We start from the raw sequence: 25,358 nt of genomic DNA on the forward strand, positions 1-25,358 counted from the left end.
CATCCGACAAGGCAACATAGTCGACCGTTCCATCCAATCTTGCTACCCTATTAACATAGACGACAAAGGGGATGGAAGCATGAATCAAAATACGGAGCAGCTCCGGACCGATCCAATCGGACGCCTGCTGTTCAAGCTGTCGTTGCCGGCGATGATCGGCATGCTGGTGACGGCGCTCTACAATATCATCGATACGATTTTCGTCGCCCGCGGCATCGGGGCTACCGCCGTGGCCGCCATCGGGATCGCTTTCCCGATTCAAATGATTCTCATGGCCGTCTCGAGCGCGGTCGGACTAGGCGGCGCGTCCATCAGTTCACGGAAACTCGGCAAAGGGGACGATGCTGGGGCCGCCGTCACGTTCTTGAACGTGCTCGTCCTCGTCGGGGTGTTCGCGGCCTTCGCGGTCAGTTCCGCCTTTTTCATGCTAGATGACATCTTGACAGTGTTCGGGGCGACGTCGGCCATCATGGAACTGAGCCGTCAATACTTATCCGTCGTGCTGATTAGTTCGCCGTTCTTCATGTTCACACTTGCGGCGAGCGCGATGGTTCGGGCTGAGGGACAGGCGCCGTATCAGATGAAAGTGATGCTCACGACCGTCGTCGTCAACTTGGTAACGACACCGCTATTCATCTTCGCGTTCGACTGGGGCATATATGGGGCGGCTTGGTCGACGGCGCTCGCTCAAGTCGTCGGGTCTGTCCTCATGCTCCGTTTCTTCTTCGCAAAAAATCGCCGAACCGAGCTCGACTTCCAATGGCGGAAGTTTCGATTACGGTTCGGCGAATTGAAGGAGATTATGGCAATCGGTTCGTCTTCGTTCATCATGATGGTATCGCAGTCGATTTTATTCGTCGCGGTCAACGTCATGCTTGGGACATATGGCGGCACCGAGGAACTTGCCATCTTTGCGATCATCAATAAATTCATGGCGCTCGTCGGGATGCCGATCATGGGCATCGTCCAAGGCATGCAGCCGATCGTCGGCTACAATTTCGGGGCCAAACAATTCGATCGGATGCGCGAGACGATTTGGACGGCGATGCGGGCCGGCATCGCCATCGCCGTCATCATTTGGTTGACGCTCCAATTGATTCCCGAACAGCTCATGCGCATGTTTACGACCGACGCGAATTTGATTGCCGGCGGCGTGACGGCGATTCATGTGTTGTTCGCCGTCTCGTTTCTCCCGAGCGTCCAAATGCTTGTCAATGGTATCTACCAATCGCTCGGGAAGGCCCGTGTTGCGATGTTCTTGTCGCTGTCGCGCCAGACGCTCTATACGATTCCGCTGGTGTTCATCCTGCCGAACTTCTTCGGTGTGTTCGGGGTGTGGCTCGCATTCCCGATCGCCGATGCGATGACGTTCCTGACAGCGGTCGGGATGGCGGTGTGGGATCGCAAACTCTTATTCCGCCCGTCGGAAGATGAAATCGAAGCGAAAGCGACCAATTTATGAAGTGACGTCCGTTCTTGTGGAGCGGGCGTCTTCTTTTAAGAATAAGTAAATTCCGCCGAGCAGGACGGCCGCGCCGATCCACTGCATGACGCCGAGGCGTTCATCAAAGAAGACGAACCCGAACAGCATGCCCCACAGTGCCTCGCCAAGAATGGTGATGCTGACGACGGTCGCACTGACCCGGGCGAGCGCGTAGTTGAACAAGTTATGTCCTAAAATCGTCGGGAAGAAGGCGAGGGCGAGGAAATACCACCAGTTGACCGATTCGAACGCAGTGAACGTTGTCCCCCGGACGAGAAGCATGAAGCAGAGGACGACCGCTGCGACGAGATAGACGCTGAACGAGTAAGTATTCGTGTTCATCTCGGTCCGGACGTGTTGGCCGACGAGCCAATAGCCGGCGATAAGAAGGGCGGCGATTAAAGCGAGCATGTCCCCGAACAGCGCTTCACGTCCGAGTTGAATGTCGCCTGCCGCGACAAGCATGCCCCCGAGGACAGCGATGAGCGCGAAGACCAAACCTTTCCGGGTCGGATTCTTTTTAAAAATCAAGGCGTTCCCGATTAAGACAAAAATCGGGCTCGAGGTAACGAATAGCGTCGAGCTGGCGACGGTCGTATAATCGAGTGATAAAAACCAGAGCCAAAAGTGGAACGCCAGCAACGTCCCGCTGAGCAACAAGGCATATCTCGTCATGAGACGTGTCCCGAGAAGTGACTTGAAGTCGACAAATGGCAACAACATCAGACACGTGATCAGCATTCGGTAAAATGCGGCCGTTTCGGCCGGCGCGGACGTCCATTTGACGAATAATACGCTCGTCGACAAGAAAAATACAGCGGCGAATAAAATGAGATAAGACAATCGATATCCCCCTTTATGTTGTACATACTCTTCTAATGATATTATAGAATAGATTAAGAAAATACATTCTTTCTCGAAAGTGTCGTTCCGACGAGATATTTCGGATGACTGTGAAAGTAGGGATCCTATGAGACTAATCATCGCGGAGAAACCGTCGCAGGCCCAAAAACTGGCTGCGCCGTATCCATCAAAAAAGAAAAAAGACGAGATTGAGATCGCCTCTTGTGCCCGTTTCCCGGAAGGCGCCATCGTCGTCTGGGCGGTCGGTCATTTATGTGAGCTTCAAGAACCGTCCCATTATAAGCCGGAATGGAAGTCGTGGAAATATGAGTCACTCCCGATTGTGCCAGACCGATTCGACTATCGCATCTCGAAAGGCAAGTCGAAACCGTTCCAGACCATCAAAAAATGGTTGCACGACCGGGCCATCACCGATATCATCATCGCGTCTGATGCCGAGCGAGAAGGGGAGGCCATCGTCCGGCTCATATTACGACTCGCCGGCAATAAAAAACCGCTGTCACGCCTTTGGATCTCAAGTTTGACCGAACAGGCGGTCGACCGTGGTTTCGCCGAACTGCTGCCCGGCGACCAGACCGTCCCTTATTATCATGAGGCGATGAGTCGTGCTTGTGCCGACTGGCTCGTCGGCATGAACGCCTCAAGGGCGTATACGACGTTGTTGAAGACGATTGGCATCGAGGACGTGTTCTCGCTCGGCCGCGTCCAGACACCGACGCTCGCCTTGATCGTCAACCGTGAGCGCGAGATCAAACAGTTCGTCCCGGAACCGTATTTCGAGGTCGAAGCGACGCTCCAAAAAGGGCGGGGTACGTTCAAAGCGAAATACACGCTCGGCAAGACGTCGAAACTGAAGACGCGGGAACAAGCCGATGCGGTCGTCAATCGGGCGTCCGGGACTGCCATCGTCCGTTCGATTGACAAGGAAGACAAAACGGAACACCCGCCGTTCTGGTTCAGCTTATCGGGTCTTCAGGCCGAGGCTGGTAAGCGATTCGGTTTCGGGGCAAAGAAGACGCTCGACATCGCCCAAAAGCTGTATACAAAAGGATGGATCAGTTATCCGCGGACCGACTCGAGTTTCGTCACTCCAGATGAGGCGACACTGTTCCCGCAGACGAAAGCGCGCCTGTTAAAGTCCGCGGCCTATGCCGAACTACAGGACGTGTTGACCGAGAATCCGTCCCGTAACAGTCGCTACGTGAATGCGAAAAAGGTCAGTGACCACTATGCGATCATCCCGACCGAGGCGTGTGGCGATGTGGCCCGACTTAGCGGGGACGAGGCGAAGCTTTACGATTTGATTAACCGTCGCTTTCTCGCGGCATTTGCCCCTCCGGCGAAGCTTGAGAAAACGACGGTCGACCTCATGGACGGGGGCGACCTATACCGGGCGAAAGGGACGGTCGTCGTCAGTGCCGGTTACCGGCAAGTCGTCGAGATGAAGTCCAAAGACGTCGAGCTTCCGGCACTTACGGTCGGTGAGCCATTGACCGAAAAGAAAGTCGAAGTGTTATCGAAACAGACGGAGCCGCCGAAACGGTATACGGAAGGCGCGCTCATCATGGCGATGAAAGTCGCCGGCAAGCAGCTTGATGATGAGGAACTGATTCACATCATGAAAGAAGTGGAAGGGCTCGGCACCGAGGCGACGCGGGCCAACATTATCGATGGATTGAAGAAGCGGGGTTATGTCGACCTGCAAAAGAAAGAACTCGTCCCGACCGACAAGGGCCGTCTCTTGATCGATGTGCTCGGGGATAGCATCCTCGCCTCGCCGGCCATGACAGCGAAGTGGGAGAAGCGGCTCCATGAGATTGGACAGGCATCGGCATCCGCCGCCGAGTTTATCGAACAGGCGAAAAAGATGTCGATTCATCTCGTCGAAGAGGCGAAAGCGCGTGTCGAGTCGGCGAACCCGGAAGGCTACACGATCGAAGCAAGACGTTTCGGGAAAAAATCTGCGGCACGGCCAAAAGCGTCGTTCGGCGTCTGTCCGAGCTGCGGCAAAGGGCTCGTCGAGCATCCGAAGTTTATCGGCTGCAGCGGTTATCGCGAAGGGTGCAAGTTCACGATGTCGAAACAAGTGCTCGGCGTCGGGATTGCCAAGGATGAGCTGAAACAGATGATCAACGGCGGCCAGTCGAACGTGCATACGTTCAAAAAAGGGGACAAGACGTTTGATGCCAAACTCTATCTTGAGAAAGGGGCGCTACGGTTCGAATTTATATAAAAATAAAAGCCATCCGTCGTGGATGACTCTTATTTTTTCTGTTCTTCTTCAGTGATGCGGCGGTTAATCTCCTCGTAATCGAGCACGATGTCGTCTTTGTTGTCCTTGTAGGCGTATCCTTTTTGAATGACGACGATCGAGGCAATCAAGACGAGCAAGATAATCAAACCGCTCACTGCAAAAATCCATCCCATGGGCCATTCCTCGCTTTCGTACTTCTAGTATGCCAAAAACGAAAGAGATTCTCCATCTTTCGGGTACTTCGAACTGTCACAGCATTGAAATACCTAATGAGGCGATTAGATATGATACAATAATATGCAGAAGAACACTGACAGAGAAAGTAGGGATGACTATGGCGATTTTGATTGTGGACGACGAACCGGTCAATACGATGGTTCTCGAACAATTATTGCATCAACATGATTATGAGACGATTTCGGTCTCAAGTGGTGAAGATGCGCTCGCGCTCCTGATGGATCCGCAAGCCCCGTCGCTATACGACCTTGTCCTGCTTGATGTCGAGATGCCAGGGATTTCTGGGATTGAGACATGCAAACGGATTCGACAGATGACCGGTTACGAGGAATTGCCCGTGATCATGGTCTCGGGCCGCACCGAAGAAAAGCAGATTGCGGAAGGACTTGACGCTGAGGCGTCCGATTATACGACGAAACCGATTAAAATCACGGAACTGCTCGCGCGGATCCGTTCGGCGCTTCGCTATAAAGCAGCCGTGGATGAACGGAAGAAATATGAGGCACGTCTTCAATATGACCTCGATCTCGCGCAAAAGATTCAACAGAGTGCCTTGACCCCACCAATCAGTAACGATGAGATTGACGTCCGGGCCTTGTATTTGCCGTCTAAAAAACTGGCCGGTGACATGTATGCCTGGTTCCAAGTCGCACCTGATCGCTACGGCGTCATCATCTTTGATGTGATGGGGCATGGCGTGTCGTCGGCGTTGATTACGATGGGCATTCGTTCGATTTTACCGGGCCTCGTCGGCAACGTCCAATATCCGGTCGATGTGATGAGCGAGTTGAACCGCCAGATGACGTTCTTGTTCTCGGGAGAGGACATGCAGAGCTACTTCACGGCCGTATACTGCTATATCGATACGACGAAGCGTCAAATCGAGTACGTCAACGCCGGACATCCGCCGGTCATCGTGACGTCTGATACAGGCGTCACGCGCCTCGAGACGACCGGAGTGCCGGTCGGTATGTTCGAGGAGCCGAACTATGAGTCAAACGTGATTGACATCGAGCCGGGTATGACGATGCATATGTATACGGATGGACTGATGGAATGTTACAGCAAAGACATCGACGACGGTATTCGTTGGCTCGAGAAGGACGTCGCGTCATACGGACTTGACTACGCACGTCATGTCGCCGAGCAACTCGTTCCAAAAATCGAGATTGATGACGACTTATGTCTCGTCACGGTCAAATTGATGTAAAAAGATGGTGTCGCCGCAATAGGCTACACCATCTTTTGTTTAGAAATAACGTCTGCGCCATAAAATATAAAAGGCGAGGCTTGAGAAACCGATCATCATCGCGAGCGCAATGACGAATCCGATTGATTGGCCTTCCCAAGGAACTTGGACGTTCATCCCGAATATCCCGGAAATCATCGTCGGGATGCTGAGTACGATCGTGATTGAGGCCAAGAACTTCATGACGAAGTTGACGTTGTTCGAGATGATTGAACCGAAGGCATCCATTTTGATGCTGATGATGTCGTTATAAATCGACGCCATCTCCATCGCCTGGCGGTGCTCGACGAACACATCTTCGAGCAACTCCTCGTCTTCCTCGTGCTTTTCGAGGCTCGGTGTCTTGACGATGCGGTCGAGGACGCTGTCGTTCGCTTTAAGTGAGGTCATGAAATAGACGAGCGACTTCTGTAAGTTCATCAATTGAAAGATTTCCTGATTTCGCATCGAGCGTTGCAACTCTTGCTCGAGCTCGTCCATGCGCCGGTCGATTTGGCGAAGGAAACGCAAGTACGTCATGCTGACTCGGTGCAAAATCTGGAAGACGAACCGGCTCCGGTAGTTCGTCCGGAACAGCCGGGCTTTTCCGTTGGCGAACAAGTTGAGCACGTCGAGATCACGCGAACAGACGGTGATGAAATGTCGCCCGGTGACGATAATACCGAGGGGAATCGTGTTATAGGCACGTCCCGTGTCATCTTCTTCGACGTACGGGACGTCGATGATCATGAGGAGCCCCTCATCATCTTTTTCAAAACGTGGTTTTTCTTCAATATCAAGCGGGTCGTAGACGAAGTCTTCAGGAATGCCGGAGGCGGCGATGACTTGATCGGCCTCGTCTTTTGTCGGATTGACGAGTTGAATCCAGCTCCCTTTGTCAAAGTCGTCGATTTCGTCAACACGCCCAGATGCATCGGTACGGTAAATCGTTAGCATAATGTTCCTCCTACCTAAGCTCAACCTAATTATAGGTAGGCGATTGAGAGAGTGCAATCGGAAAAGAAGGAGTTTTTTTGTTTTTTCTCGAAAACATGCTACAGTGAAAAAGAATGGTAGCAGGAATGAGTCAAAGGAGGGATGGAGTTGTCACAAACGCCCCAAAATGCTCTGTTTAACAAAGAAAAGTTGGCGGAGCTCCATCAAATCGCTAGCGGGAATAAAGATTTTCTGAGAAAGATTGCCGATACGTACGTGCGCCAATTCGATGCGAAATTCCCTGAATTGAAACGCATGGTGCGCGAACAAAACCACGGACAAATCGAACAACTAGCCCACTTGTTGAAAGGGGCATCCTATTCTGTCGGACTCGACGAGACGGCCGCTCGGTTTCATCGGCTTGAACTAGCTGGAGAGATGAACGAGACTTCGAATCTCGAACCGATTCTCGATGAGATTGAAGCCGACATGCGTCGCTTTAATCATGAATGGGACGCGCACTTGACCGAGTTGTCATAGGAAAAACGGGATTCCGCCATATAGCGGAATCCCGTTTTTCAAATCAAGCTAAAAATTCGTCGAGTGTGGCAATCAACATGCCAATCTCTGGTTTCGTAATTTGGGCGTTCGCCCCGACCGCGTCACCTTTATGCTTCAAATCATCCGAGATGAGCGACGAGAAGATAACGATCGGCAATTCGGCGAACTGGTCCATCTCACGGAGTCGTTTCGTCAAATGCAAGCCGTCCATTTGCGGCATCTCGATATCAGTGATGAGCAAGTCGCAATGGACACCACTTTGTTCGAACGCATCGAGCGCCTCTTTCCCGTTGTTAAAGATTGTCGTGTTGAAGTAGCCGGCATCGTCGAGCGTGTCGATGATGAGTGTTCGTAACATCTCCGAGTCTTCCGCAATCCACACTTGTTTGTTCGACCGTTCACGGGCGCCGAGCCGTTTGACCGACTTGCGGGCCATGATATCCTTCCTTGAAAGTTCGAGCGCGATTCGCTCGTAGTCGAGGAGGATAATCATCTGGTCTCCCGTTTTGACGACTCCGTTCGTGATACCTTGCATGCCGCGCGCTAAATCGGATGGCGTGTCAATTTGTTCCCATGAAATTCGTTTGATCTCGGTTACTTGATCGACGCGGAGCACCGATTTCTCACCGTTGAACTCACAGACGATTAATCGGTCTCCCTCGCTGGCTTCATGCGGATGGCCGATGACCATCGGTAAATCGATGACGGTCATGACCTCGCCGCGGAGCTCGATGAGCCCCATGATCGCTTCCGGGGTACCCGGTAGCGGGGTGAGGGGAAGCATCGTGATGATTTCACGTACTTTCATGACGTTGATTCCGAAAATGAACGGCCCTGCCTGGAAGATGACGATTTCTAATTCGTTCGTGCCTGCCTCAAGTAAAATATTATGATCCATGCTCACTGGTGATCCCTCCTAGTTCACGTACTCTCTCCCCTTCTATCGGTCCATTTAATGAACATCTTCAGTCGAAATTGACAAAGTCGAGGCGGAATTAACAAAAAATTGACGAGTAACCGTTTTCATTACATAAACTGAATCTTTATAGTTGTTCTACCGATTTATTTTTGCATACAATGGGGGTGGCAACGAGAGATCAAAGCTTACTCAGGAGGCAGATAGAGATTATGAGTATGAACACGTATCCATATTTAATCAATGGACAATGGCAGGAATCAACAACGAACGAAACCATCGAACTCGTTTCACCTTATACAGAAGAAGTCGTCGGACACGTCCAGGCGATGTCTCGTGACGAAGTCGACGAGGCGATTCATGGCGCAAAACGCGCACAACAGGAATGGGCGGCGCTTCCGGTCAACAAGCGTGCCGAACTGTTGTATGCTTGGGCGGACAAACTCGAAGAGCGCGTCGATGAAATCGGTCAAATCATCATGCGTGAAGTCGGGAAAAACTTGAGCGACGCGAAAAAAGAAGTCATCCGGACGGCGGAAATCATCCGCTATACGGCGGAAGAAGGTCTTCGCTTCACGGGCGGCTTCATGCAAGGGGATTCATTCCCTGGCGGTTCGAAAAACAAGATGGCGATCATCAAGAAAGAAGCACTCGGCGTCGTCCTCGCGATTTCGCCGTTCAACTATCCGGTCAACTTGGCAGCAGCCAAAATCGCACCGGCACTTATCACGGGTAACGCGGTCGTCTTCAAACCGGCGACACAGGGCGCCATCAGCGGCGTGAAAATGATCGAGGCGCTCCAAGACGCAGGTCTTCCGAGCGGTCTTTTGAACCTCGTCACAGGGCGCGGGTCGGTCATCGGTGACTACTTGACGTCACACCCTGGCATCGACATGATCACGTTCACAGGCGGTACTGGGACAGGTCAACACTTGTCACAACAAGCATCGATGGTACCTGTCGTGCTTGAACTTGGCGGCAAGGACCCGGCGCTCGTCCTTGAAGACGCGGACCTCACGCTCGCGGCTGATCAAATCGTTAATGGGGCGTTCTCCTACTCGGGACAACGCTGTACGGCGATTAAGCGCGTATTCGTACTCGAGCACCAAGCGGACGAACTCGTCGGTATGTTGAAAGAACGTGTCGAGAAGCTCACGGTCGGCTCACCGGTCGATAACAGCTTTATCGTCCCACTCATCGACAAGAAGTCAGCAGATTACGTCCAAGGCTTGATTGACGACGCAATCAACAAACAAGCAACGGTCGTTCACGGAAACGAACGCGACGGCAACCTCCTTCATCCAACGCTCCTCGACCATGTCACGCGTGAGATGCGCGTCGCTTGGGAAGAGCCGTTCGGACCGGTCTTGCCGGTCATCCGCGTCAAGTCGCTCGACGAGATGATTGAACTCACGAACGAATCAGAGTTCGGCCTTCAGGCGAGCGTCTTCACACAAAACGTGAACAACGCCTTCACGGTCGCCGACAAGCTCGAAGTCGGTACCGTCCAAGTGAACGGTCGCACAGAACGTGGCCCTGACCACTTCCCGTTCATCGGTGTGAAGCAGTCAGGCCTCGGCGTTCAAGGGATTGGACGCAGCCTTGAGACGATGACACGCGATAAAGTTACCGTCATCAACTTATAAGTGATGGGAGAGGAGACATCCTCTCCTTTTTTTGTGTGATTGAAATCCGTTCTGCTCGACAGGTATAATGAGTGAAGATAGGTGGAAGGGGTTGTGGGGACGTGGCGAACTGGATTTCAAGCCAACTGGCAAGACTCGATATACCGACGCCGTTCGAGGTCGGAAACGTGAACGTCTATGTCGTCGAACATATGAACCGTTTTTTCATGGTCGATTGCGGGCCGGACACGGAAGAGGCGTGGGCCTCGTTGACGGCACAATTGGCCGAGCTCGAACTGACACTCGCGGACATTGACTTTTTGTTTTTGACGCATCATCATGCCGACCATGCGGGGCAGGCATGGCGTTTGCGTGACGCCTCGATTCCCGTCTATGGTCATGAGAAGCTCGTTCGGTACTTGGAACAGACGCCGAACTTCATCAAACGAGGCAATCAGTTCTTACACGAGTTGGCACACTGGTTCGGGACACCCGAGTCGATTGTGAGCAAATTGCCCGACTACCGGGAAGCGCTGCGTTGGATCGGTCCGACGACCGTCACGATGACGTTCGAGGACGGTCAGGACGTGACGAGTGACGGGGCATGGAAGACGATTCATCTGCCTGGCCATGCGAGTGACCAGCTCGGTCTCCTCGGCCCGGGTGGAGTGTTAATTGCGGGCGACCATCTGATCGATACGGTCGAACCGAACCCGCTCATTGAACAACCGTACGAAGAGGAAGGGTTTGCCTCACCGGTCGTCCTGTATCTCGATTCGCTCCGAAAACTTCAAGACGTCGATTTGAAGCTCGTCGTGAGCGGGCACGGGGAACCGATTCAAAAACCGCGACCGTTGATTGAGGCGCGTATCGCCCAGCGTTATGAACGGAGCGAGTTGCTGCTCGCCGATTGGGTCGACGGGTTGAGCGTGTTCGATTGGTCGATGCGTCTCTATGGTCGCAAGATGCGTCGAGCGATGCCGCTCGTCTTCAGCGAAGTGTTCGCCCGCTTGACGTTGCTAGAGGAACGTGGCCGTATCGTCAAACAGTTGACAGACGGTAAATGGATTTATACGAGAGCGGAGGAAATCGTAAAATGAAACACGTTGTGATTACAGGTGCGTCAAGTGGCTTTGGGGCCGCGCTGGCGCATTCTTTTTATGAGGCGGGTGCCCGATTAACATTGATTGCACGGAACGAAGAGCGGTTGCGTGAACTCGGACAGAAGCTCTCGGCCGATTGGCTCGTCGCCGACGTCTGTACCGAGTATGAGACGCTCGTGGCAAACGTCGAACGTACATATGGAGCAATCGACGTCTGGGTGAACAATGCCGGGATTGGTGAGTTCGACCGGGTCGTCGATCAATCGACCGACGTCATCGAGGAGACGATGCGCTTGAACGCGATCGCCCCGATGCTACTGGCGCGTGACTGTTCCCGGTCGATGCGCCACGGTAGCACGATCATCAACGTCTGCTCGCAAGCGGCGAAAGTCCCGACGCCGAAGTCGGCCGTCTATGCCGGTTCAAAGGCAGCGTTGCTTCAATTCTCAAACGCGCTACGGTTGGAACTGAAGCCGGAAGGGATTCATGTGTTGACGGTCAATCCGGGTCCGATCGCGACCCCATTTTTTCTCCGGGCCGACAAGAGTGGACGTTACGAAGCGAGCGTGAAGTCGATTATGCTCGACCCGGAACGTCTCGCGAATCGTGTCGTCGCGGCATGTGGATCATCGAAACGTGAAGTGAACGCCCCGTGGTGGATGGAACTTGGCGCGAAACTGTACGCAATGTGCCCGGTCGTGTTCGAACGGCTCGCAAAACGGGGATTTGACAAAAAGTAAAAGAGAGAAAAGGGGGAAGAATGATGCGCCGATTACAAGTATTTGGCCTGCTCGTATCGATTTTGTTCCTTGCCGCCTGTGGAGCGACTCGAACTGAGATCGCACCGACGTTCGAACAGGCCGCCGAAGAAGCGAAGCAATCGACGGTCAATTTTTATATGTGGGGAGGCGATGACGGCATCAATCGCTACATCGATGAGTATGTCGCGCCCCGACTGAAAGAGACGCATGATGTGGAGTTGAACCGCGTACCGATGGACACGGCCGAATTCGTGCGTCAATTGTCACTCGACAAACGTGCAAATCGTGAAGAAGGAACGATTGACCTGATGTGGATCAATGGAGACAATTTCCGTAACGCCGCCGAGGCGGAGTTGCTCCAAGGCAATTTGCTCGACAAAATCCCGAACGCCACGCTATTAAATGAGGAAGCTCAGGCGACGGACGCGGGCACCCCGACCGACGGGCTCGAGGTCGCCTGGGGGAACGTCCAGTTCGTCTTGCACTACGATGCGGACAAAGTGAAAAATCCCCCAACGACGTTTGACGAATTACATCGTTGGACCGAAGAAAATCCGGGCCGTTTCACGTATCCTGAAGTAACAGACTTCACGGGTAATGCGTTCGTACGTCACTTGCTCTATGCCGAATATGGAGATACCGTCCGTGACGGTGAGATTCCAGTCGAGTTCTGGAAAGAGCTTTCGACCTGGTCACCGAACCTGTGGAAAGAAGGGACAACGTATCCGAAGTCGCTCGCCCAACTTGATCAACTGTACGCCGCGGGTGAGGTTTGGATGACGATGGGCTTCAACGAACGCCGGGCCGAGGCCGAACGCAATGCCGGCGTATTTCCGGACGGGACACGGGCACTCGTGCTCGAACATTCAATCGCCTCGACGCATTTTCTCGCCGTACCGTTCAATGCCAAAAATCCGAACGGAGCGCTCGTTGCCATCAACGAGCTACTTTCTCCTGAAGCCCAGCTCGCCAAACAAGATGCGACGTACTGGGGAGACGGGACGTCGCTCGATTTGACCAAACTCGATACGGCCGACCGTGACGCCTTCTTGAAGCTCGATGAAGGGGTGACCTATCCTGACCCGGAACGTCTTACTGAGCGCTCGATTCCCGACTATGGGCCGGCCGTGATCGATGCCATCCGTGAGGAGTGGGATTGTGTCGCGCAGTAGTCTATGGTTTAGTCTGTTCGTTCTGGCATTGCCATTCACCGGTGTCGCTTTCCTGATTTACGAGACTGTCGGCTTTGACTGGTCTGAGTTGAACGAAGCGGTGTGGCGCACCAGTCTCGCCGTGACGCTTTATGTGACGATCGTTTCAACGGTTGTCTCCCTCGTGATCGGGACGTGGCTCGCCCGTACCGTATATATGAAGCGTTCGCTGTGGCTTATGTCACTGCTGAAGTGGCCGATGTTCGTGCCGCACGTCGCGGCAGCCTATTTGTTTTATCTATTGTTCTCGGGGGGCTTCCCGTTCTATGGATGGATTGAGGCGAATGAACGCCATCATCTTGTCGTCATCTTCACGTACGTCTGGAAAGAAGTACCGTTCGTGTTTTTGATGGTGGTCGGCACATACGGCCAATTGAATCACGGGTACGTCGACATGGCCAAAACGCTCCAGCTCAAGCCGCTCGAACAGTTCAAAGTTGCCGAATGGCCATTTCTCATCAAACCGCTCCTCGACTCGTTCTGGGTGCTCGTGGCGTTCATCTCGTTCGCCTATGAAGTGCCGGCCTTGTTGGGCGTCACGTACCCCGAACTGCTCGGGGTACTCGCCTACGAGCGATTGACGACTGGTCTGTTTTTAAACGCGTTCGAGTCATATGCGGTCGCGCTCGCTTGGACGTTGTTCATCTTCAGCGGCGTCATCGCTTCCTATGCGTTGACGGCCAAGCGGAGACGACGGATTGAACGGGGGGTGAGACGATGAGTCGACTTCTCGTCGCTTGTTTCGTCGTCTTTCCGTTCATCGGGTTGTTTTTGACGTTCCCGACGTCACTCACGTGGGACGAGTCGATTTTGAATACGGTCGCCTACGTGATTGTAGTCGGATTCGTCAACGTATGGCTTGGCATGGGGACGGCCTGGTGGCTCTTGTTCACCGAGTCGAGGTGGAAGTCGTGGGTCGAGTGGCTCACGTTCCTCCCGTTGTTTATCCCTGTCCTGGCGAGCATGTTCGGCATGTATATCGTCCTCGCCCAAATCGGGTTCATCGGAACGTACACGGGGGTCGGGCTCGTCCTGCTCGTCACGACGTTGCCATATTCGATTCGATTGGCATACAACGCCATGTACGTGATCGGGAGACCGCTCCTCGAGCAGACGTTAACGCTCACGCCGCTCACCCGGATCGTGTTCGTCCTATTCCCGCTCATGAGAGAGTCGGTCCGGACGATCGTCTTGTTCTCGACCGTCATCGTGTTGAGCCAATTCGTGCTCGTCCAATTGATCGGGGCAGGACTCGTCCCGACGGTCACAACGCGACTTTATCAGGCCTACGCAGGCAATGACGTCTCACTGGCGTTACAACATACTTGGGTGCTCGTCTCGTTGCCGGTCTTACTTTATATGGGACTCGACGCGCTGTTTAGCATCTGGATCAGATTGGTGAAAGGGCGTTTGCAATGAGCTTAGTATTGTCAGGAATCCGAAAACGTTTTAAAGACCGTGATGTGTTACGCGGCATCGATCTCATCATCCCGAACGGGGAAATCCATGGCCTTGTCGGCGTGAGCGGGTCAGGGAAGTCGACACTGCTCCGCATCATCGCAGGACTTGAGACGCATGATGGCGGGACAGTGACGTGGGAAGACATGCCACTCGACGGGGTGCCGCCGCATTTGCGCCGGATTACGATGTTGTCCCAATCCCCGCTCTTGTTCCCGCATTTGACAGTCGGGGAGAACGTGACGCTCGCCACACCGAACCGGTCACGGGAAGAAGCGGAAGCGTGGCTTGCCCGGGTCAAACTTCCCGGCCGTTACGACGCTGAAATTCATGAATTGTCCGGAGGAGAACAGCAACGCGCGAGTTTCGCCCGGGCGCTCGCAGCCGCACCTCGGCTCATTCTGCTCGATGAGCCGTTCACGAACCTCGACCCCGGTCTCAAGTCCGAGTTGCAACGACTGATTCGTGACCTCGTCCGTGAACTCGAGTTGACGGCGCTCCTTGTGACCCACGACCGGGAAGAAGCGATGCTCGTCGCCGACCGGGTGACATTGCTCGAGACGGGTTATGTTCGAGCGACCGGCACGCCGGGACGGCTATCCGAAACGGAACCGACGTTTGGTGACTTTGTCGAATTGAGCGGTACGTTCTATCCGACGACCGATATCGACGTGTCGACAGAGCCGACGTCTGATTCGCTTGTGCTCGTCCGACCGTTCAGTCGTTTCGGACATCATTTCGGCGAGTATCGACGCCCGACCGGGGAATATGTCATCTTACCGCGAAGCGAATCGTTCAAAGTCGGCGAGACGTATTATTTGCGACAGAAACAAGGAGGAATTTGATGTTAGACACGTATGGTAGCCGTTTCGTCCGTCCCGTCATCGAGCGCGGGGCCGATCGGCTTTTGAAATGGAAGTTCACCCCGAACGAAGTGACGATCCTCGGGGGCATCATCGGTGTCTCGGTCGGCCTCTTCATTTATAACGATATGTTGTGGACGGCCGTGTTGCTGTTATGGGTGTCCGGTCTCTTCGACGTCCTCGATGGGACGATGGCCCGGCGCTCCCAAAAGACGGGGTTCGGCACGGTGCTCGACCTCGTCTTCGACCGTATCGTCGAGATTGCCGTCGTCATCGCGCTCGCTCTACGACATCCGGAACATATGCCGATCTTCCTGCTCTTGCTCGGGTCGTTCGTCGTGGCGATGACGTTATTCCTCGCTGTCGGGGCGAGCAGCTCACGCCGTTCAGAGAAATCATTTTATTATCAGCCTGGTATTTTGGAGCGGACGGAATGTTTCATCTTGTTCACGCTCATGATTCTTTTCCCGCCATGGATCGGCGTCATCGCGACGATTTTCCTCGTGCTTGAAGTGTTCACGATCCTCCAACGTTTGTTTGAAGCAAGGCGGATTCTACGATGAAACCTCGTCTCGTCCTGGTCGGGCTCGGTCATGGGCAGCTCGAGATTCTCGAACACCTCGATGCGCTTAACGAAAACTACGAAGTGTCGTATATCGGTGGACGAGAGGCGATTTATACGGGTGCGTTTCCTCAAGTGATCGCTGGCGAGATGGAATCGGCGACGATACAGTTGCGTCATGACGTCATTCCCATCGCCGAGCGCCTTATCGGGCTCGATCCGGATGCCCGGATCGTTGAGACCGAACACGGGCAAGTCGGATATGATCTCCTCGTGCTCGCGACCGGTGCGAAAAGTCGTGGACTCGGGACGGGCCTCAAACCGATGACGTCATATGTGTTGGACGACATTATCAACTGTGACGCGGTCACCATCGTCGGTGGGGGCAAAGCCGGAGTCGAACTCGCCTTCGCATGCATCAGACAGAAGCAACGCGTGACGCTCTATGCTCGTGACATCTTACCCGAACTTCCCCGTCATGTCGGACGACAGATGGCGCGGCGTCTCGTCCGCAGCGGCGTGATGCTCATTCTGACGTCGTTCCAACCAGGGACTCAGACAGAGGGACTCGTCTTGGATGCGACCGGTGTCGTTCCTGATGATTTTTGGTCTGAGGCTGGACTTGCGGACGATGGGGCGTTCATCGACACGGAAGACGATTTGCGACACCCGGTCTACCGCGAGATTTATATCACCGGGGATATGGCGGCCCGGTTGAACGGTGGTGTCGATGCCGTCCGTTCGGGTCGGCATGTCGCCCGTCAACTGCTCGGTACGCCACGCCAGTTCAAATCGCGGACGTCGCTCAATATCTTATTAACGACCCCAGGACGGGCACTCTTGACGTTCGGGAAGCTGACATGGCACGGTCGTCTGCCGTTTTGGTTCAAGCGCCATATCGACCGGCGTTACGTCAAGCGGTTCGAGTGAACAAAAAAGACGACCGTCGTGGTCGTCTTTCTGTTTACGCGTTCAACGTATCGAGGAACGAGCGGATTTGCATCTCCGTCTTGGCGTTCGCCGAGTGGAGATGTTCTTGTTTGACGCCTTCTTGATAGAAAAGAAGCGAGGGAATGCCACGGACTTCTTGTGCGTCTGACAAGTCAGGCAACTCGTCGCGATCGACGACGTACCAGTTGAACTGCGGGTAGTCTTTGACGAGTTCGTCGACATACATATCGAGGCGACGGCAGTCCGGACACCATGATGTCGTGAAGACGACCATGCCTTTATCTTGGATGGCTTCTTGGAATTGTTGATCGGATTGAATCGGTTTCATAAAAAATCTCTCCCTTCACACATATTGTCTGTGTATTCGTGTTGGGCGTCAACCGATTGGCATTCTCGGTCGCATGGCAATATGTGATACACTTATAAAAATAGAACCGCAAGGGATAGGTGATGGTTATGGCGTTACGTCATGCACTACTAGGGTTATTGACCCATCAACCCGCTACCGGCTATGCCTTGAACGCGACGTTCAAAGCACAAATGATTCATTTTTGGCACGCCCATCATACACAGATTTATCGCGAACTGTTAAAGATGGAAGACGAGGCGCTCGTCTCCTCTGAGCACGTCGCTCAACATGATCTACCGGATAAAAAGATTTATTCAATCACCGAGGCGGGACGTCAAGAGCTGATCGACTGGCTCCGGCAACCGACCTCGTATCAACCGAAGATGAAAGATGAGAACTTGCTCCGGGTCAGCCTGTTGCAATTGCTCCCACTCGATGAGGCGATCCGTTACGTCGAGGAGACGAAAGCGCACCATGAACAAGTCGCTCATCAGATTCGGGCGTTTCAAACGGCCCATCAGTCCGAGGCTGACACGCTCGGTTATTTATTGACGAGCGAGTACGCGATCCGGATGATGGAAAATTACGCCGGTTGGGCCGATTGGGCCATCGAACAGATGAGACAGCGAGATAAACATGCGACCTGACGCTCAGGTCGCATGTTTTGTGTACGGATGAATCGGCAGCCGGACTAATAAGTCATCAAGTTGATGTGGGTCGACCTCGTATTGATTGGCTTCCATCAAGTCATTCAATTGATTGACCGAGGAGGCACCCGGCAACACGACGGCACACGTTCGTTTCGAAGCGGCGAGAGCATACGCTTGAATCGGCTTTGGAATCGTTGGCAACAGCTGACGCAAATCTGATATATCCCACGCTTCGAAACCTTTGTCCGACAAGCGCTCGGACCATTCAGCGGTCAACAGCCCTTTGGCGAGCGGACCACGTCCGACAATCGGGATGTCGAGGTCGAGCGATTCAATCCGACGGTCAAGCAACGAGTACGGTGTCATCAAGACGTCGAGCTCCCCGTGCTCGAGCCAATAGCGGATGACGTTCGGACGAATCGAGGAGAGGCCGATTTGTCGGATGACCCCGGCTTGTTTTTGCCGACGCATGAAATCGATTGTCGCGTCCAGGTCGTCTTCCATCGTACCACCATGAACGTAATATAAGTCCAAATAATCCGTCTGTAAGCGTTCGAGTGAATCGTGTAGTGCCTGTTCTAAATAGGAGGGGGCGGGATTCCAGCGCATTCCGTCTCCTGTCCATTCATTCCCGCCTTTGCTCGTCAAAAACAAGTCGTTCCGGCGTCCGGCGAACGTCGAACCGACAAGACGTTCCACTTCAAAGTGGTCGTAGACATCAGCCGTATCAAAGTGGCGGATGCCGGCTTCATAAGCGGCTTCTAAAATCCTCCGTCCTTCTGCTTCCCCGTGTTTTAAAATCGACATCGTTCCTAACCCTAACTCTGCCATTGATAATTCCTCCTTGTTCCGTCTGTCAATATGAATCATAATCACAGTATATAGGAAAAGTGAGGAGTACATACAATGGAAGAGAAAACGATTGAACGGGAAGTCATATACGAAGGAAAGATTTTTAACGTGGAGAAGCACGTCGTGTCACTCCCGAACGGAGGGACGTCGGTCCGCGAACTCGTCTATCACAACGGGGCCGTCGCCGTGCTCGTCGTCGATGAAGACGATCGCATCGTCCTCGTCGAACAGTACCGGAAAGCATTCGAATCGATGTCACTCGAGATTCCGGCCGGAAAACTAGAAGTCGGTGAGGAGCCGCTCGCGAGCGCGAAACGCGAACTCGAAGAAGAGACGGGCTATACGGCCGAGACGCTCGAAAAAATCTTCTCGTTTTACGGTGCGCCAGGCTTTTGTAGCGAACGGGTCGACGTCTACGTCGCGCACGGCTTGACTTCGGGCGCGATGAACCTCGATGAAGATGAATTTTTACAAGTCCAACGCTTTACGTTCGATGAGGCGGTCGCGTTACTCGCGAGCGGACGCATCACCGACGCGAAGACGATCATGGCGATTCAATGGTGGCAATTGTCTAAATTGAAATGATTCTAAACTAGAGTGACATATGTTACACTTACATAGGAATCATTTTAACTAAATTAGGCGAGAATTCTCCCTCCTCTAATCTTCTCGGGGCGAAGCCCAGCGTAGGTGGGAGATGAATCGCCCGTCTTGGCAGGATTACAATTGTTTGATACAATCAGTGTGACCAATCAAAAGGACTGATAGATCAATGAAAATGGATACAAATAAACATTCAGTCTTTCTTCTGAATTACCACCTCGTCTTGGTAGTCAAATATAGACGCAAGGTGATTGACGACGCCGTCTCGGAGTTCGCGAGACAGACGTTCGAACGGATCGGCGCGTCATACCATATCACACTGACCGAATGGAATCATGACGGTGATCATATCCATGTGTTGTTCAAGGCCCACCCGAACACAGAGATGTCGAAGTTCCTGAACGCCTACAAGAGCGCGAGCAGCCGACTGATCAAACGAGACTTCCCGCATGTCAAGAGACAACTGTGGAAAGAGATGTTCTGGTCTCGGAGCTACTGCCTCGTGACGACCGGCGGTGCGACGACCGACGTCATCAGGCAATACATCGAAAAACAAGGAAGGGAGTGAGCACTTTGCTGAAGGCGTACAAGTTTCGACTATATCCGACAAAACCACAACAAGAATATTTCATGAAAACATTCGGTTGTGTCCGTTTCGTCTACAACAAGATGCTCGAAGAGCGTATCCGGTTGTATGAGGAGTCGAAGCTGGACCCCGACGCGAAGCAGAAGCTCCCGACCCCGGCGAAGTATAAGCCCGAGTTCCCTTTCTTGAAAGAGGTCGACAGCCTGTCCCTTGCCAACGCCCAGATGGACCTGAACGAGGCATACGCCAACTTCTTCCGCGACAAGTCCGTCGGTTTCCCGAAGTTCAAATCGAGGCACAGCGACCGCGCCTCCTACACGACCAACAATCAGAACGGGAGCGTCCGGATCGAGGACGGGAAGGTGAGACTTCCTAAGATCGGCTTCGTGAAGTTCAAACAACATCGTTCTTTCGAGGGTGTCATCAAGTCCGCGACGATCTCGATGACGAGGACGGGCAAGTTCTTCGTCTCCATCCTTGTCAATCAAGACGAGGAAAAGTGGATTCCTGCTCAAAACAAGGTAGGGATCGACCTCGGGTTGGAACATTTCGCCATCATGACAAATGACGAGATGGTGTCTGAGAAGATCGACAACCCTCGCTTCCTTCGCAAATCGGAAGAGAAGGTCAAGAAGGCACAGCGAGCCTTGTCTCGTAAGAAAATCGGAAGCAAGAACAGAGAAAAAGCCAAGCTGATTCTCGCCAAGAAACATGAAAAGATCGCGAACCAGCGCAAGGACTTTCTTCATAAGCTGTCAAAACGGATCGTTGACGAGAACCAAGTCATCGTCGTGGAGACGCTGAAATCGAAGAACATGATGAAGAACCACAAGGTGGCGAAATCTATTGGAGACGTTAGTTGGTATGAGTTCGTCCGACAGTTGGAATACAAGTGTAAGTTCTACGGACGGACGCTCATCAAGGCAGACCAGTGGTACGCATCGACGCAAATCTGTTCCTCTTGCGGCGAGAAAGGCGAGAAGAAGACGATGGATGTCCGTGAATGGACGTGCACTTGCGGCGCTCATCATGATCGAGATATCAACGCGAGCATCAACCTGTTGATGTTGGCCGACTAAAAAACCTTCAGGGCAGGGACTTGCCCGATGAGCTTGGTAAACAATCGTGGCTAGTAAAAGTACGGTCTTCCCAAGAAGCTCCCACTTCAATTTGCGAAGCAAATAAGTGGTGAGTAGTTCACTTTGAAAAACCGGACAAACTTCGGTATGCTTTGAATAGTGAATTATGCAAAGAGGGGGCGCCTTATGGAAACGCGAATTGAACGGATCAAACAGCAATTGAGCGCCAAAGGATATAAATTGACACCGCAACGAGAATCGACGGTCCGCATCTTACTTGAGAATGAAACGGATCATTTGAGTGCGGAGAACGTGTTCATGCTCGTCAAAAGCATCGCTCCGGAAATCGGGCTCGCGACGGTTTATCGGACGCTCGAGCTGTTGACCGAGCTCGGTGTCGTCGACAAAGTCAACTTCGGTGACGGCGTTGCCCGCTTCGACCTCAGACCAGAAGGCGCGAACCATTCGCACCATCACCTCGTCTGTGTCGAGTGCGGTTCGGTCGAGGAAATCATGGAAGACTTACTCGTCGACGTTGAGAAAAAAGTCGAAAGCAAATACGAATTTTTAATCAAAGACCATCGTTTGACGTTTCACGGCATTTGTAAAGTGTGCCAAGCCAAAGGCGTCACGCTCGAGGGTCATAAAGCAGTCATCAACGGATAAACCAAGACGGGCAGCCTCTCAAAGGCTGCCTGTCTTTTGTATGTCGTCACCTCGTCAAGTAACGGGACAAGACGGTGGCGATGCCATCGTGATTGTTCGACAGCGTGATTTCGTTCGCAATAGCCTTGATGTCTTCGACGGCGTTGTCCATCGCGACCCCGATGCCGGCATACTCGATGATGGAGCGGTCGTTATGGCCGTCCCCGAACGCGATGACGTGCTCGCGGTCAATCCCAATCTCCCGGAACACGTGATCGAGTGCCCGGGCCTTGTCGATTCCGAGATCCGTGAACTCATAGTACATGGCTGCCGTGAACATGCCCGTCACGCAGTCCGTGAACGGTCCGGCGAGCAAGTCGGCATGGGCCTGTAGATAGTCCGGCTGTCCGGCGACGAGGATTTTATAGATCGGGAAGGTGATGGCGTCGGCGAGTCGCGGCTCTTCCCGCAATTGGAACCGTCCGCCGCGCGACTCATATTCGATGATATTGAACGGCTTACCATTTAACTCGAGCATGCCGCTGAAGACGTCATTGACGTACATATACGTCTCGTCATTGATCATCGGGATGACGTCGAATCCGGTCAAATGATCCAAGATGGCAATCGCGTCGTCCTGATCGATGGCCTGTTCGAACAGCGTCTCGTTCGTTCTGCATCGGTCACACATGCCCCGTTCGAGGACACGAGGAGACCGCCATACTCGTGGAGTCGGAGCTCGTCGGCGAACGGTTCGATGCCCTGTTTCGGTCGGCCCGAGGCGAGGAAGACTTTGACACCCTCGTCCTGCAAATCGAGGAGCGTCTGTTTCGTTTGGGGTGAGATGAGTTTTTGATCGTTCAATAGCGTTCCGTCGAGGTCTAATAAGATGGCTTTGATCATGGTGTCGTCTCCTTATATGGTCAATTCGAGTTTGTTTTGTTCCGGATCGAGGAAGAGGCTCTCGTAATAGCCGTCCCCGGTCGTCCGCGGACCATCGACGAGTGGGTAGCCGTCGGCCTCGAGTCGTCGCGTCAAGCTGTCGACCGCTACTTTGCTGCCGAGTGCGAACGCGATATGTGCGTAGCCGACCGTTTCACGAGGTGTGCCTTGGATGTCCGGGCGGCGCATCAACTCGAGTCGGCACGTCGAATCAGGGAACGTCAGGAAATACGATTCGAACTGTTTCTGTTCGTTCGTATACTTGTCGTTCGCCGTTGCGCCGAGGTACGTCTCGTAGAAGCGGCGCATTTGTTCAAGGTCGTTCACCCAGAGGGCGACGTGTTCAATCTTCATGTGGGTTCCTCCTTTGATTGTTGCTGCATGATGACATTCAAGCGTTCCGTGTTCAAGAGCATCCCGACCATGATCAAAACGGCCACGAGCGGGAATAGACCGAGCGATGTCTGGGACACGACGAGACCGAATAGCGGTGGCAGGAACGTGCTGCCTGTGTAGGCGAACGCCATCTGGAAGCCCATCAAGCGTTTGGCCCGTTCCGCACCGAACCGCTGCGGCGTCTCATGGAGCATGCTCGGGTAAATCGGAGCTAGCCCGAGACCGATACAAATTAAGCCAATCAACATGGTTTCAATCGTCGGAATGAGAAATACGAGGCTACCGATTAAGGCGAGGGTTTGCCCGAGTCGGATCATCTGTCGATTCGTGAAGCGGAATGACAGGAACCCGCTCAAGAAACGCCCGAGCGTGATGCTGCCGTAATAGATCGATACCCACGTCGCGGCCGTCGTGACCGAAAACTGTTTCATCTGGACGAGGTAACTGCTGGCCCACAGTCCGATGAGCGCTTCAATGCCGCAATAAAGAAGGAACGTGGCTAGTGCATACGAGACGCCTTTCGGCAGTTTTCGATCGAGCGCGGTCACGGCCGTCTCTTGTCGTTCGAGCGAGGAGGGTTCCGTTTTGACTTCGCGCTTCCAGAGCGGGAACGACAGGAGCAAGATGAAGGCGAGCGCGAACTGAATCAACGCGACAATCAAATAGCCATCGCGCCAACCGTTCTCCGTCAAGACGCCGGCCATGACGAGCGGTCCGCCCGTCGCTCCGACGCCCCAAAAACAATGGAGCCAGTTCATATGGTGCGCCTTATAGTTTTCCGCGACGTAATGGTTGAGCGCGGCATCGACCGCGCCGGCGCCAAGTCCGAGCGGAATCGATAGGACAAACAGCCAAATCAAGGACGGGGCCGCGTAAAAACCGAGCAGGCACAGAGCCGTCACGAGCCCGGAGCCGAATGTGACTTGTTTCGTATCGAACCGTTCGAGCAATCGGCCACTGAGCAGGCTCGATAAAATCGTCCCCGCGGCGATGGTCATAAAAATCCATCCGGCCATCGAAATCGGGGCGTTGAACTCGACGTGCATCAACGGCCAACCGACACCGAGTAAGGCGTCGGGCAGACCGAGACTGATAAAAGCGATGTAAATCACGGCCAATAATAAAAATCCTGTCATGGTACACCTCTTCAAATTGATTCAAGCATCAACCCGACGCAACGTCGAGCCAAGCCTGCAAAATAATCTTCCTCCCAGTTGCCAATCAATAAATCTGGCATGTGAGCCACCGGAATGTGACGCTGGCAAGCATACCTGATTGCCTCCAACTCAGGATCGACGAGATCGACATCCGAAAAAATGATGGCGTTCGGATTCAGCGTCGCGGTGAACGTCGCGACAAGCCGACCGAGCGCATCGAAAGCGGAATCCGAAAGCGGGGCCGCTCGCTCGCTCTCCATCCGATTATGAAACGTCGAGTCGTCGTAAAGGGGTAAAAACGAGATTTCCCCGCTGAATCCCGTCTTGCCGCGGATGAGCTGTCCGTTGATGAGAATCCCGGCACCGGGTCCGTTCTTTCCTAAATAGATGTAGACGATAGATTGGTCACCGGCGAGTTCGTGCGTGTGTCCGTATCCATAGACGGCAGCGTTCATATCGTTCTCGATGACGGCAGGGCGATTGGAACGCGACTCGACCCAACTTTTCAAGTCGAGGTGTGCGAACGTCGGATAGTCCGGGGCGAAGATGACCGTCCCATCTGCGACGGCCGCTGCGACACCGATGGAGATCGCGCTCATATCGGGGGTTCGGTCCAACTGTCGGTCGAGCACCGAGCCGAGCGCACCGAGGTGGTCCCCGTTTAGAATCTCCTGCGTCCCGTCTTCAATCGTCGTACCGATGCTATCGATGACACGATAGCGGACGACCGACTTCTCGACGTATAGCGTCAATCCGTGCGTGAACCGCTCATTATAGATGTAACGTTTGGCTGGGCGACCACCGCGTGAATCCTCAAAACCTTGTTCAAACACTTCACCGGCCTCCATCAACTGCTCCAACTGCTTCTTGACGGTCGGAAAACTGAGCCGGGTCGCTTCTGAGATGGCGGCGATGGTCGAATGACCGGATAAGACGAGTTGACGTCTGACGGCGACCGTCAGATTAGTAATGGTCTGGTTCATGGACGACTCCTTTTAAACTTTTTAAATCATTTTAATAAGTCGACTTGAGTGTACCAAATCATGATGAGATTTGTAAGCCCTCAATCGAAATATATGCGTGAAA

27 protein-coding genes and 1 pseudogene are annotated in these 25,358 nt (G+C 53.4%); 18 read left to right on the forward strand and 10 right to left on the reverse strand.

The genetic code is table 11. From position 1 onward, the window contains the following. Positions 1–79 precede the first annotated feature (79 nt). On the forward strand, positions 80–1,462 hold the full coding sequence (locus DPV68_RS06815; protein WP_114166027.1) for an MATE family efflux transporter: 1,383 nt from the start codon (positions 80–82) through the stop codon (positions 1,460–1,462). Here the strand turns inward: DPV68_RS06815 and DPV68_RS06820 are convergent. Beyond that, positions 1,457–2,326 carry a DMT family transporter gene (locus DPV68_RS06820; RefSeq protein ID WP_114166028.1) on the reverse strand — a complete coding sequence of 290 codons (870 nt, stop codon included), beginning with the start codon at positions 2,324–2,326 and terminating at the stop codon, positions 1,457–1,459. The two genes, DPV68_RS06815 and DPV68_RS06820, sit on opposite strands and share 6 nt — an antisense overlap. A 127-nt stretch (positions 2,327–2,453) precedes the next feature. Between DPV68_RS06820 and DPV68_RS06825 the strand changes: the two genes are divergently transcribed. Beyond that, the gene (locus tag DPV68_RS06825) at positions 2,454–4,580 is read left to right on the forward strand and encodes a DNA topoisomerase III (protein ID WP_114166029.1); all 2,127 of its coding nucleotides are present in this window, start codon (positions 2,454–2,456) and stop codon (positions 4,578–4,580) included. Between the two features lie 29 nt (positions 4,581–4,609). Here DPV68_RS06825 and ytzI read toward each other — a convergent pair whose 3' ends face one another. Continuing rightward, complete coding sequence (gene ytzI / locus DPV68_RS06830; protein ID WP_114166030.1) at positions 4,610–4,774, reverse strand: YtzI protein; 165 nt, start codon at positions 4,772–4,774, stop codon at positions 4,610–4,612. Positions 4,775–4,929: 155 nt separating this feature from the next. Here ytzI and DPV68_RS06835 point away from each other — a divergent pair, with 155 nt between their 5' ends. Then, complete coding sequence (locus tag DPV68_RS06835; RefSeq protein ID WP_232819538.1) at positions 4,930–6,048, forward strand: PP2C family protein-serine/threonine phosphatase; 1,119 nt, start codon at positions 4,930–4,932, stop codon at positions 6,046–6,048. A gap of 39 nt (positions 6,049–6,087) precedes the next feature. Here DPV68_RS06835 and DPV68_RS06840 read toward each other — a convergent pair whose 3' ends face one another. Next, on the reverse strand, positions 6,088–7,023 hold the full coding sequence (locus DPV68_RS06840) for a magnesium transporter CorA family protein (RefSeq protein WP_114166032.1): 936 nt from the start codon (positions 7,021–7,023) through the stop codon (positions 6,088–6,090). 141 nt (positions 7,024–7,164) lie between these two features. Between DPV68_RS06840 and DPV68_RS06845 the strand changes: the two genes are divergently transcribed. Then, a complete protein-coding gene (locus DPV68_RS06845; protein ID WP_114166033.1) occupies positions 7,165–7,542 on the forward strand; it encodes an Hpt domain-containing protein in 378 nt (125 codons plus the stop codon). 43 nt (positions 7,543–7,585) lie between these two features. Here the strand turns inward: DPV68_RS06845 and DPV68_RS06850 are convergent, their stop codons facing one another. Beyond that, positions 7,586–8,461 (reverse strand): chemotaxis protein CheV, encoded by an 876-nt coding sequence (locus tag DPV68_RS06850; protein WP_114166034.1) that lies wholly within the window; start codon positions 8,459–8,461, stop codon positions 7,586–7,588. Positions 8,462–8,688: 227 nt separating this feature from the next. On the opposite strand from DPV68_RS06850, the gene DPV68_RS06855 reads away from it, so the two are divergent. From DPV68_RS06855 to DPV68_RS06895, 9 genes are all read left to right on the forward strand, one after another. After that, positions 8,689–10,125: an NADP-dependent glyceraldehyde-3-phosphate dehydrogenase gene (locus DPV68_RS06855; protein ID WP_114166081.1), complete on the forward strand. Its 1,437-nt coding sequence runs from the start codon at positions 8,689–8,691 to the stop codon at positions 10,123–10,125. 101 nt (positions 10,126–10,226) lie between these two features. Further along, positions 10,227–11,204, forward strand: a complete 978-nt coding sequence (locus tag DPV68_RS06860) for an MBL fold metallo-hydrolase (protein ID WP_114166035.1) — start codon at positions 10,227–10,229, stop codon at positions 11,202–11,204. Then, positions 11,201–11,947 carry an SDR family NAD(P)-dependent oxidoreductase gene (locus DPV68_RS06865; RefSeq protein ID WP_114166036.1) on the forward strand — a complete coding sequence of 249 codons (747 nt, stop codon included), beginning with the start codon at positions 11,201–11,203 and terminating at the stop codon, positions 11,945–11,947. Before DPV68_RS06860 ends, DPV68_RS06865 begins: the two co-directional genes overlap by 4 nt. A gap of 23 nt (positions 11,948–11,970) precedes the next feature. Then, positions 11,971–13,140: an ABC transporter substrate-binding protein gene (locus DPV68_RS06870; protein ID WP_114166037.1), complete on the forward strand. Its 1,170-nt coding sequence runs from the start codon at positions 11,971–11,973 to the stop codon at positions 13,138–13,140. After that, the gene (locus tag DPV68_RS06875) at positions 13,127–13,900 is read left to right on the forward strand and encodes an ABC transporter permease family protein (RefSeq protein WP_114166038.1); all 774 of its coding nucleotides are present in this window, start codon (positions 13,127–13,129) and stop codon (positions 13,898–13,900) included. Before DPV68_RS06870 ends, DPV68_RS06875 begins: the two co-directional genes overlap by 14 nt. Then, positions 13,897–14,598 (forward strand): ABC transporter permease subunit, encoded by a 702-nt coding sequence (locus DPV68_RS06880; RefSeq protein ID WP_114166039.1) that lies wholly within the window; start codon positions 13,897–13,899, stop codon positions 14,596–14,598. The genes DPV68_RS06875 and DPV68_RS06880 overlap by 4 nt, the downstream gene beginning before the upstream one ends. Next, positions 14,595–15,482: an ABC transporter ATP-binding protein gene (locus tag DPV68_RS06885; protein ID WP_114166040.1), complete on the forward strand. Its 888-nt coding sequence runs from the start codon at positions 14,595–14,597 to the stop codon at positions 15,480–15,482. The genes DPV68_RS06880 and DPV68_RS06885 overlap by 4 nt, the downstream gene beginning before the upstream one ends. Then, positions 15,482–16,063, forward strand: coding sequence for a CDP-alcohol phosphatidyltransferase family protein (locus DPV68_RS06890; RefSeq protein WP_114166041.1), 582 nt, complete (start codon positions 15,482–15,484; stop codon positions 16,061–16,063). Before DPV68_RS06885 ends, DPV68_RS06890 begins: the two co-directional genes overlap by 1 nt. Further along, the gene (locus DPV68_RS06895) at positions 16,060–16,992 is read left to right on the forward strand and encodes an NAD(P)/FAD-dependent oxidoreductase (RefSeq protein ID WP_114166042.1); all 933 of its coding nucleotides are present in this window, start codon (positions 16,060–16,062) and stop codon (positions 16,990–16,992) included. Before DPV68_RS06890 ends, DPV68_RS06895 begins: the two co-directional genes overlap by 4 nt. A 34-nt stretch (positions 16,993–17,026) precedes the next feature. Here the strand turns inward: DPV68_RS06895 and DPV68_RS06900 are convergent, their stop codons facing one another. Beyond that, positions 17,027–17,341: a thioredoxin family protein gene (locus tag DPV68_RS06900; protein ID WP_114166043.1), complete on the reverse strand. Its 315-nt coding sequence runs from the start codon at positions 17,339–17,341 to the stop codon at positions 17,027–17,029. Positions 17,342–17,469: 128 nt separating this feature from the next. Here DPV68_RS06900 and DPV68_RS06905 point away from each other — a divergent pair, with 128 nt between their 5' ends. After that, positions 17,470–18,009, forward strand: coding sequence for a PadR family transcriptional regulator (locus DPV68_RS06905; RefSeq protein WP_114166044.1), 540 nt, complete (start codon positions 17,470–17,472; stop codon positions 18,007–18,009). Between the two features lie 3 nt (positions 18,010–18,012). Here the strand turns inward: DPV68_RS06905 and DPV68_RS06910 are convergent, their stop codons facing one another. After that, complete coding sequence (locus DPV68_RS06910) at positions 18,013–18,843, reverse strand: aldo/keto reductase (RefSeq protein ID WP_232819539.1); 831 nt, start codon at positions 18,841–18,843, stop codon at positions 18,013–18,015. Between the two features lie 75 nt (positions 18,844–18,918). Between DPV68_RS06910 and DPV68_RS06915 the strand changes: the two genes are divergently transcribed. The 4 genes from DPV68_RS06915 to fur all read left to right on the forward strand — a co-directional run bounded on the left by DPV68_RS06915 (position 18,919) and on the right by fur (position 21,798). Then, the gene (locus tag DPV68_RS06915; protein WP_114166046.1) at positions 18,919–19,449 is read left to right on the forward strand and encodes an NUDIX domain-containing protein; all 531 of its coding nucleotides are present in this window, start codon (positions 18,919–18,921) and stop codon (positions 19,447–19,449) included. A gap of 187 nt (positions 19,450–19,636) precedes the next feature. Next, a complete protein-coding gene (gene tnpA, locus DPV68_RS06920) occupies positions 19,637–20,035 on the forward strand; it encodes an IS200/IS605 family transposase (protein WP_114166047.1) in 399 nt (132 codons plus the stop codon). 5 nt (positions 20,036–20,040) lie between these two features. Next, the gene (tnpB, locus tag DPV68_RS06925; protein WP_114166048.1) at positions 20,041–21,132 is read left to right on the forward strand and encodes an IS200/IS605 family element RNA-guided endonuclease TnpB; all 1,092 of its coding nucleotides are present in this window, start codon (positions 20,041–20,043) and stop codon (positions 21,130–21,132) included. A gap of 186 nt (positions 21,133–21,318) precedes the next feature. Beyond that, positions 21,319–21,798 (forward strand): ferric iron uptake transcriptional regulator, encoded by a 480-nt coding sequence (gene fur / locus DPV68_RS06930; protein WP_016509373.1) that lies wholly within the window; start codon positions 21,319–21,321, stop codon positions 21,796–21,798. A 46-nt stretch (positions 21,799–21,844) separates the two neighbouring features. Here the strand turns inward: fur and DPV68_RS06935 are convergent. From DPV68_RS06935 to DPV68_RS06950, 4 genes and pseudogenes are all read right to left on the reverse strand, one after another. Next, a pseudogene (locus DPV68_RS06935) lies at positions 21,845–22,680 on the reverse strand (Cof-type HAD-IIB family hydrolase). A 12-nt stretch (positions 22,681–22,692) separates the two neighbouring features. Next, positions 22,693–23,073: a VOC family protein gene (locus tag DPV68_RS06940; RefSeq protein WP_114166049.1), complete on the reverse strand. Its 381-nt coding sequence runs from the start codon at positions 23,071–23,073 to the stop codon at positions 22,693–22,695. Beyond that, positions 23,070–24,251 carry an MFS transporter gene (locus DPV68_RS06945; protein WP_114166050.1) on the reverse strand — a complete coding sequence of 394 codons (1,182 nt, stop codon included), beginning with the start codon at positions 24,249–24,251 and terminating at the stop codon, positions 23,070–23,072. Before DPV68_RS06945 ends, DPV68_RS06940 begins: the two co-directional genes overlap by 4 nt. Positions 24,252–24,262: 11 nt before the next feature. Next, positions 24,263–25,255, reverse strand: a complete 993-nt coding sequence (locus DPV68_RS06950; protein WP_114166051.1) for an ROK family transcriptional regulator — start codon at positions 25,253–25,255, stop codon at positions 24,263–24,265. Positions 25,256–25,358: the final 103 nt, after the last annotated feature.

The organism is Exiguobacterium sp. TNDT2 (genome assembly GCF_003331145.1).
Taxonomy (GTDB): Bacteria; Bacillota; Bacilli; order Exiguobacteriales; family Exiguobacteriaceae; genus Exiguobacterium.

What these genes read in the sequence shown, in the direction of transcription:
- DPV68_RS06815 (WP_114166027.1), top strand. Translation starts at nt 80, where the DNA reads ATGAATCAAAATACGGAGCAGCTCCGGACCGATCCAATCGGACGCCTG.
- DPV68_RS06825 (WP_114166029.1), top strand. Translation starts at nt 2,454, where the DNA reads ATGAGACTAATCATCGCGGAGAAACCGTCGCAGGCCCAAAAACTGGCT.
- ytzI (WP_114166030.1), bottom strand. Translation starts at nt 4,774, where the DNA reads ATGGGATGGATTTTTGCAGTGAGCGGTTTGATTATCTTGCTCGTCTTG.
- DPV68_RS06835 (WP_232819538.1), top strand. Translation starts at nt 4,930, where the DNA reads ATGACTATGGCGATTTTGATTGTGGACGACGAACCGGTCAATACGATG.
- DPV68_RS06840 (WP_114166032.1), bottom strand. Translation starts at nt 7,023, where the DNA reads ATGCTAACGATTTACCGTACCGATGCATCTGGGCGTGTTGACGAAATC.
- DPV68_RS06845 (WP_114166033.1), top strand. Translation starts at nt 7,165, where the DNA reads ATGGAGTTGTCACAAACGCCCCAAAATGCTCTGTTTAACAAAGAAAAG.
- DPV68_RS06850 (WP_114166034.1), bottom strand. Translation starts at nt 8,461, where the DNA reads ATGGATCATAATATTTTACTTGAGGCAGGCACGAACGAATTAGAAATC.
- DPV68_RS06865 (WP_114166036.1), top strand. Translation starts at nt 11,201, where the DNA reads ATGAAACACGTTGTGATTACAGGTGCGTCAAGTGGCTTTGGGGCCGCG.
- DPV68_RS06870 (WP_114166037.1), top strand. Translation starts at nt 11,971, where the DNA reads ATGCGCCGATTACAAGTATTTGGCCTGCTCGTATCGATTTTGTTCCTT.
- DPV68_RS06880 (WP_114166039.1), top strand. Translation starts at nt 13,897, where the DNA reads ATGAGTCGACTTCTCGTCGCTTGTTTCGTCGTCTTTCCGTTCATCGGG.
- DPV68_RS06885 (WP_114166040.1), top strand. Translation starts at nt 14,595, where the DNA reads ATGAGCTTAGTATTGTCAGGAATCCGAAAACGTTTTAAAGACCGTGAT.
- DPV68_RS06890 (WP_114166041.1), top strand. Translation starts at nt 15,482, where the DNA reads ATGTTAGACACGTATGGTAGCCGTTTCGTCCGTCCCGTCATCGAGCGC.
- DPV68_RS06895 (WP_114166042.1), top strand. Translation starts at nt 16,060, where the DNA reads ATGAAACCTCGTCTCGTCCTGGTCGGGCTCGGTCATGGGCAGCTCGAG.
- DPV68_RS06900 (WP_114166043.1), bottom strand. Translation starts at nt 17,341, where the DNA reads ATGAAACCGATTCAATCCGATCAACAATTCCAAGAAGCCATCCAAGAT.
- DPV68_RS06905 (WP_114166044.1), top strand. Translation starts at nt 17,470, where the DNA reads ATGGCGTTACGTCATGCACTACTAGGGTTATTGACCCATCAACCCGCT.
- DPV68_RS06910 (WP_232819539.1), bottom strand. Translation starts at nt 18,843, where the DNA reads ATGGCAGAGTTAGGGTTAGGAACGATGTCGATTTTAAAACACGGGGAA.
- DPV68_RS06915 (WP_114166046.1), top strand. Translation starts at nt 18,919, where the DNA reads ATGGAAGAGAAAACGATTGAACGGGAAGTCATATACGAAGGAAAGATT.
- tnpA (WP_114166047.1), top strand. Translation starts at nt 19,637, where the DNA reads ATGAAAATGGATACAAATAAACATTCAGTCTTTCTTCTGAATTACCAC.
- fur (WP_016509373.1), top strand. Translation starts at nt 21,319, where the DNA reads ATGGAAACGCGAATTGAACGGATCAAACAGCAATTGAGCGCCAAAGGA.
- DPV68_RS06940 (WP_114166049.1), bottom strand. Translation starts at nt 23,073, where the DNA reads ATGAAGATTGAACACGTCGCCCTCTGGGTGAACGACCTTGAACAAATG.
- DPV68_RS06945 (WP_114166050.1), bottom strand. Translation starts at nt 24,251, where the DNA reads ATGACAGGATTTTTATTATTGGCCGTGATTTACATCGCTTTTATCAGT.
- DPV68_RS06950 (WP_114166051.1), bottom strand. Translation starts at nt 25,255, where the DNA reads ATGAACCAGACCATTACTAATCTGACGGTCGCCGTCAGACGTCAACTC.